We start from the raw sequence: 5,898 nt of genomic DNA, 5'->3' as shown, positions 1-5,898 counted from the left end.
TTTTAGTTATTCAATAATTCATTAATTTAAATAGGTTCTAACATCCAAATTTCGTATAACAGCCATTATGTTAAATAGAGGGAAAATCTATTTTTAAAGTGATAAAATTATTGTAGTTATTTTAAGAATAGCTGCTTTTGATACTTGATCATCTATCCTAATTAAAAACTGTTTTTTAATAATTTGGAATATAAATAAGATTTAGTTAAAATTAAAATTATGTATTACATTTACTAACAATTTAAAATAATTAGTAGAAAAAAAATTATGTTTTAATTATTTCTTTGATTATATAAATTGAGAGTAAAAAATGATTAATACGGAATTTTCAGAGTGTATTTCTGCATGTACAAACTGTTCACTTATTTGTACTGAATGTGCAACTTCTTGTTTAAAAGAAAAAGATTTAGAGATGATGCGTGAATGTATTCAACGTTGTCTAGAATGTGCAGATATTTGTCAGTTATGTGTGCGTATGCAACAACATAACTCACCTTTCCTCAAAGAGATTTGTGAGCTTTGTGCTAAGATCTGTGAATATTGTGCGGAAGAGTGTGAAAAACATTCACATGATTATTGTAAAAAATGTGCTGAGGCTTGCCGTCAGTGTGCAGAAGAATGTCGAAAAATTGCCATGTAAAATACTTCAATAATGTTAATTATATGGCTCTAGACTAACATAATCATTCTGCTAGTCTAGAGCCTTTCCTAAAATTAACATAATACGCCTTATACGAAATGCTCTAAATTATTTATTATAATTCATAGTCTTATTGTGTATCAAAAAGCCCAAGTATGCGTACTTGGGCTTTTTTAATGATTTGTCACGTTCCACGCCTATTATTTAAGCAATGTTTCACAACTTTGATTAGCTCCAGTAAATAATTAAAACCTAGATAATAAGAACCGAGCGAGTGTCTACGAGCGATTGAGCATCATCAAAATTTCGCCCTCGCCTTTTCTCTGATTACAAGCTCCCTTTCGATTTTAAACGGTAGGTACAGAGCATCCCGAATGGGTGCGAACTTTGGAGCTTTTGCTTTTCAAAAAGTATGAGCGAAGCGAATACATTACCAATGCTTTTGCTTTTAGATTTCACAAACAGGATTAACCAAAAACTGCCCCACGAAGCGAGGAACGAGCTTCAATAGAGTACGAGCTTTAGCGAGTACATAGGGCAGTTTTTAGCACTCCCCTCTTTTTAATAATTTTTAATTTTTTAATTTTTAGCATCTGTAATTAATTGATAAATAATAAAAAAAATAAGAATAAGTACACCTTTATCTTGCAATAAGTACACCTTTATCTTGCAATAAGTACACCTCTATCTTGCAATAAGTACACCTCTATCTTGCAAAGTGACACTTAATAAAATAAAGTGTACTTATATACTTAAAAAACATGTGTGCTTATGAAAAAAGAACTAGTCGTTAAAGATAATGCACTAATAAATGCCAGTTATAATTTAGACCTATCAGAACAACGTTTAATACTGTTAGCCATACTTGAAGCTAGGCAATCAAATACACCCAATGATAAAGATTTGACGATTCATGCTGAAAGCTATATCAACCATTTCAATGTTCATAGAAATACAGCCTATAAAGTTCTTAAAGATGCTTGCAAAAGCCTATTTGATCGTAGATTTAGCTATCAAAAACTGACTCAAAAGGGCAACATTGAGAATGTAATAAGTCGATGGGTACAACGAATATCTTATGTAGAGAATGAAGCTCTTGTTCGTATTAAGTTTTCTGATGATGTTGTACCGTTGATTACAAATTTAGAAAAACACTTCACCAGTTATGAACTAGAGCAAGTCAGCAGTTTAACTAGTGTTTACGCTATACGCTTGTATGAGTTGCTTATCGCATGGCGTAGTACAGGCAAAGTGACTATGGTAGAGCTAGAAGAGCTAAGATTAAAACTAGGCATAGAACCCAATGAATACAAGAGAATGGGGCAATTTAAAGAAAAAGTTTTACACCTTGCCATTGATCAAATTAATAAGTACACAGATATAAAAGCAGAGTATGAACAACACAAACGTGGTCGTTCAATTATTGGTTTTTCATTTAAGTTTAAGCAGAAACAACAACCGAAAAAATTAGATTCTAAGCGTGACCCAAACACACCTGACTTTTTTATCAGAATGACCGATGCACAACGCCATTTATTTGCCAATAAAATGTCAGAAATGCCTGAAATGGGGAAATATTCACAAGGTACAGAAAGCTACCAACAATTTGCTATCCGTATAGCAGATATGCTGTTAGAGCCTGAAAAATTCAGAGAGCTTTATCCAATATTAGAAAAGTCTGGATTCAACCCATGAGTAAAAGAGCAAATAGCATAATGAAAGAGGAAGTATGAGCGAAGTAGATATAAGCAAATATGCAGCTTTATATGAATACCAAAAAAATCAATTTTCGATAGTAAAAGGACACTATGAAAAATTAGAAGATAAAGCTACTAAGTATTTAACATATTTATCTATTTTTATTACTGCCTTTTCTTTATTAGCAAAATACTATTTCATAGATACAAATATTAAGGCTCCATTTTTTTTAACTTGTTTGACCTCACTTTATTTGGCTTTAACTTTTATTTTTGTATGTTTGGCATCAGGAAAGCTTTTTTCTTGTCTACAGGTAAAAGAAGTTTTTCAAGTAAATACTGATGATCAAATGATTGATTATTTTCAGAATAATAAGATTGCTACTGTTTACCTTGGTTTAGCTCATCACTATAAAAAAGTTATCAGTTCATATACTGAAAAAAATGATGAAAAAGCAAACTTATTACATAAAGCTTTTGACTATATTCAACTAGCTGGAGCTAGTTTAGTTATTGTGATAATACTGATTATATTAGGAAAATTTTTAGGATAACGTAAATGAGTAATCCAGAGCCTAAACCTGAGTATGTTCCGCCACCACCACCTGTTCGTGATCAACTTACAACAGACTTACCAAAACCTAAGTGATTCAAAATTTCAAAATTAGAGGTAAAAATGGCTGAAGCTAAACCCGAATATGTTCCACCACCACCACCTGTTCGTGATCAATTTACGGCAGATAAACCCAAACCAAAGTGATTGATTTAAAATTTCAAAATAGAGGTAAAAATGGCTGAAGCTAAACCCGAATATGTTCCACCACCACCACCTGTTCGTGATCAGAAAGGACTGAAGTAATGTCTAAAAATACTGAACCTAAACCTGAGTATGTTCCGCCACCACCACTAATAAAAATAGGTGATTCAAAAGGTAATAAAAAGTAACTTCCAAGTAGACAGTGAAATCTGTCTACTTAAAATTTCTCACTTAAATTGAATAACTTTCTGTCTCTTTCTTCAGTTAAATATTCATTAAGTTCAGCCAATATTTTTTCTTTATTGGCTTCATTTTCCTGCATTTTCTTAATCAAGTAAGAACCGAGCAAAATTTTACGTCTAGTATCATCCTTTCTTTCCTGCTCTTTTTGCTTTGACCTTTCTCTAGCTTCGATAGCTTGTTTTCGAGCCTTTAACTGTTTCAGCTTCTCTAATTGGGCTTCGATTTTCTTTTCAAGAGTTTCAGCAGCTTTTGTCATGATTCAGATTTCGGGATATAGAAAACCACTCAAGCATAAGGCCCTATGAATTGAAATTCAAGCGGGCTATATGCTATCGTGTTTTTCATGAAATGCGCACTTACGACTTGGATTTCATCCAAGTCAAAGTTTGCGTAAGGGGATACCCCTTAACCCCAAAAAATTGCTACGCAATTTTTTAAAAGCAAAAGCAAAACCATCACAAGGCTAAGGCATGGCAATTTATCACTGTACGACCAAAACCGTTAACCGAAGTTCGGGACGAACTGCGGTTGCCTCTATGGCTTATCGTGCAGGAGAAAAATTGACAGATGAACGGACAGGGTTAACGCACGACTTCACGAGAAAAGAAGGTGTGGTGTATACAGAGATTCTTTCTAACTTGGATACTGAATTAGACCGAAGCAAAGTTTGGAATCTGGCGGAAAAATCAGAAAATCGGAAAGATGCCCGAACCGCACGTGAATGGGTAATTGCTCTACCGGACGAGCTGGATGAAGAACAGCGAAAAGAACTAGCAAGAGAGTTTGCTCAATCTTTAGTAGACCGTTATGGGGTGGTTGCAGATTTAGCGATTCATGCACCCAGCAAAGGTGGAGATGATAAAAACCATCATGCACATATCTTACTGACAACTCGCAAAGCAGAATTAGATACTGAAAATAAACTGGTCCTCACTCAAAAATCGGAAATTGAGTTAAGTAACACCAAAAGAAAAAGCTTAGGCATGGGAACAAGCCAGGAAGAAATTAAACAGATTCGAGCCACCTGGGCAAACTTAGCCAATCATGCTCTGGAATATGCAGGGTATCGGGAAAGAATCGACCACCGCAGCTATGCCGATCAAGGTAATCAGCTACAAGCCACCATACATGAAGGCAGTAAAGTCACCCAGATGCGCAGAAAAGGCATAGATACTGAAATTAGCCGTTTCAACGACACGATCAAACAGCAGAACAGTCAACGGCTCCAATACAAACAACAGCACAAGGAACAGACCTTAGAACAGGGTTTCAACCGTGTTGAAAAAGGCTTTGAGCAATGGAAGAAAGATCAGGAAGCTAAACGCCTAGAACTGGAACATAAAAAGCAGTTAAAGCTACAGCAAGAACAAACGATGAAGCTGAAACAACGCAAAAGCATGAATAGAAATGGGCCTTCCCTATGAGCAATCAAAACGATTTAGACGACCAGTTATATATTTTATTGGCATCCATGAAGGAATACAGGGAAGCCATAGCAGATGATAACAAGCGATTAGAGACGTTTTACAATAAGGTAGCTAGTGGGGTACTAGAACAGAGCAAAAAGACCCTAAATAACGCAAATCAGGAAGCTACACGCGCCCTTCAAGGTCGTATTCAGGAGTTAGATAAAGCCACCGATAAATTGAACTACAGATTTATTGCCTTGTTGTGTGCAATTTTCCTTAGTCTGGTATTAGTTTTCCTGTCTTTTATATTTTTATTTATTCCAAGTTTTGACGAGATCAAAGAACGTCGTGCAGAAGCAGCTTGGCTAGAACAAAGATATAATCTAGATATTAAAAACTGTAATGGTAAATCCTGTGTCCGAATTATGAAAAATGACTGTCACGGGCCAAACAAAGATTATTGCGTGATTGACCCTAAATAAATACGGGTAAGTACTTTGCTCGGTTCTTCTCTTAATTTTATTGATACCGGATTTCGCAAAGTGGCTCGACTTTGAAACATGGCAAAAGCCATATTTCAAAGCATCGAGCTAAATTTTAATTAAACACGTTTCAACGCCATGATATGGCGCACCATATCGTTAATGTGCTGTTTTGTTTCATCATCTTGAGAACTTAGCCAAGTTACAACATCTGCATCAAAAGCCTTTGCTTGAGCAATAGCATGGCGTTCTTGTAATTTTTTAACAAAATTCGGTTTTACTACTGGCGCATTGGTAGGGTCAAAATTTTTATAGCGTTCTAATTCATTTTGCATGGTTATACCTCCGCTTTTGATTGTGCGATGGCTCAAAGGCAGTAATGATTCTTGCAACATCACCACGTTCAACCCAAACCACTGTTAGTAGTCTACCACGATTACTTAGACCGATTGATATTAGCCGTTGCTCATCGTAATGACCAAGATCGTCAAAGGAAATCAGCTCTGGATCAAGAAAAACGCTACATACTTCTTCAAAAGTAATTTCACGCCCTCGATAGACTATTTCCATTTTTTTATCGTGCCATTCAAATAGCAGACCGTAATACTCAATCAACGGCATGTTTAGCCTTTTTCCTAGATTTACAACCTCTAAAAGTCTACTTAGAGGG

The 5,898-nt window shown here is 35.3% G+C and carries 8 protein-coding genes; 5 read left to right on the top strand and 3 right to left on the bottom strand.

Going from position 1 to position 5,898, the window contains the following annotated elements; translation table 11 throughout:
* Positions 1-310: 310 nt before the first annotated feature.
* The 3 genes from ACRAD_RS16345 (at position 311) to ACRAD_RS16335 (ending at position 2,891) form a co-directional block, all read left to right on the top strand.
* Positions 311-640, top strand: coding sequence for a four-helix bundle copper-binding protein (locus ACRAD_RS16345; RefSeq protein ID WP_000610966.1), 330 nt, complete (start codon positions 311-313; stop codon positions 638-640).
* 771 nt (positions 641-1,411) lie between these two features.
* Positions 1,412-2,335 carry a replication initiation protein RepM gene (gene repM, locus ACRAD_RS16340; RefSeq protein WP_004734284.1) on the top strand — a complete coding sequence of 308 codons (924 nt, stop codon included), beginning with the start codon at positions 1,412-1,414 and terminating at the stop codon, positions 2,333-2,335.
* Between the two features lie 34 nt (positions 2,336-2,369).
* Positions 2,370-2,891, top strand: coding sequence for a hypothetical protein (locus ACRAD_RS16335; RefSeq protein ID WP_004734286.1), 522 nt, complete (start codon positions 2,370-2,372; stop codon positions 2,889-2,891).
* Between the two features lie 420 nt (positions 2,892-3,311).
* Here ACRAD_RS16335 and ACRAD_RS16330 read toward each other — a convergent pair whose 3' ends face one another.
* Positions 3,312-3,593: a hypothetical protein gene (locus tag ACRAD_RS16330; protein WP_005022338.1), complete on the bottom strand. Its 282-nt coding sequence runs from the start codon at positions 3,591-3,593 to the stop codon at positions 3,312-3,314.
* Positions 3,594-3,807: 214 nt separating this feature from the next.
* On the opposite strand from ACRAD_RS16330, the gene mobQ reads away from it, so the two are divergent.
* Positions 3,808-4,761, top strand: a complete 954-nt coding sequence (mobQ, locus tag ACRAD_RS16325) for a MobQ family relaxase (RefSeq protein ID WP_005022340.1) — start codon at positions 3,808-3,810, stop codon at positions 4,759-4,761.
* Positions 4,758-5,228, top strand: coding sequence for a hypothetical protein (locus tag ACRAD_RS16320; RefSeq protein ID WP_005022342.1), 471 nt, complete (start codon positions 4,758-4,760; stop codon positions 5,226-5,228). Before mobQ ends, ACRAD_RS16320 begins: the two co-directional genes overlap by 4 nt.
* 119 nt (positions 5,229-5,347) lie before the next feature.
* Here the strand turns inward: ACRAD_RS16320 and ACRAD_RS16315 are convergent, their stop codons facing one another.
* Together ACRAD_RS16315 and ACRAD_RS16310 are read right to left on the bottom strand one after the other, a co-directional pair.
* Entirely contained in the window at positions 5,348-5,563 is a 216-nt protein-coding gene (locus ACRAD_RS16315; RefSeq protein WP_005022345.1) for a hypothetical protein, read from the bottom strand.
* The gene (locus tag ACRAD_RS16310; protein ID WP_004282231.1) at positions 5,553-5,849 is read right to left on the bottom strand and encodes a BrnT family toxin; all 297 of its coding nucleotides are present in this window, start codon (positions 5,847-5,849) and stop codon (positions 5,553-5,555) included. The genes ACRAD_RS16315 and ACRAD_RS16310 overlap by 11 nt, the downstream gene beginning before the upstream one ends.
* Between the last annotated feature and the right edge of the window lie 49 nt (positions 5,850-5,898).

The sequence above is a fragment of the Acinetobacter radioresistens DSM 6976 = NBRC 102413 = CIP 103788 genome, assembly GCF_006757745.1.
In the GTDB taxonomy this organism is placed as follows: domain Bacteria; phylum Pseudomonadota; class Gammaproteobacteria; order Pseudomonadales; family Moraxellaceae; genus Acinetobacter; species Acinetobacter radioresistens.
Note: the sequence above shows the minus strand (reverse complement) of the source record. Positions and strands in the feature narration are given on the sequence as shown.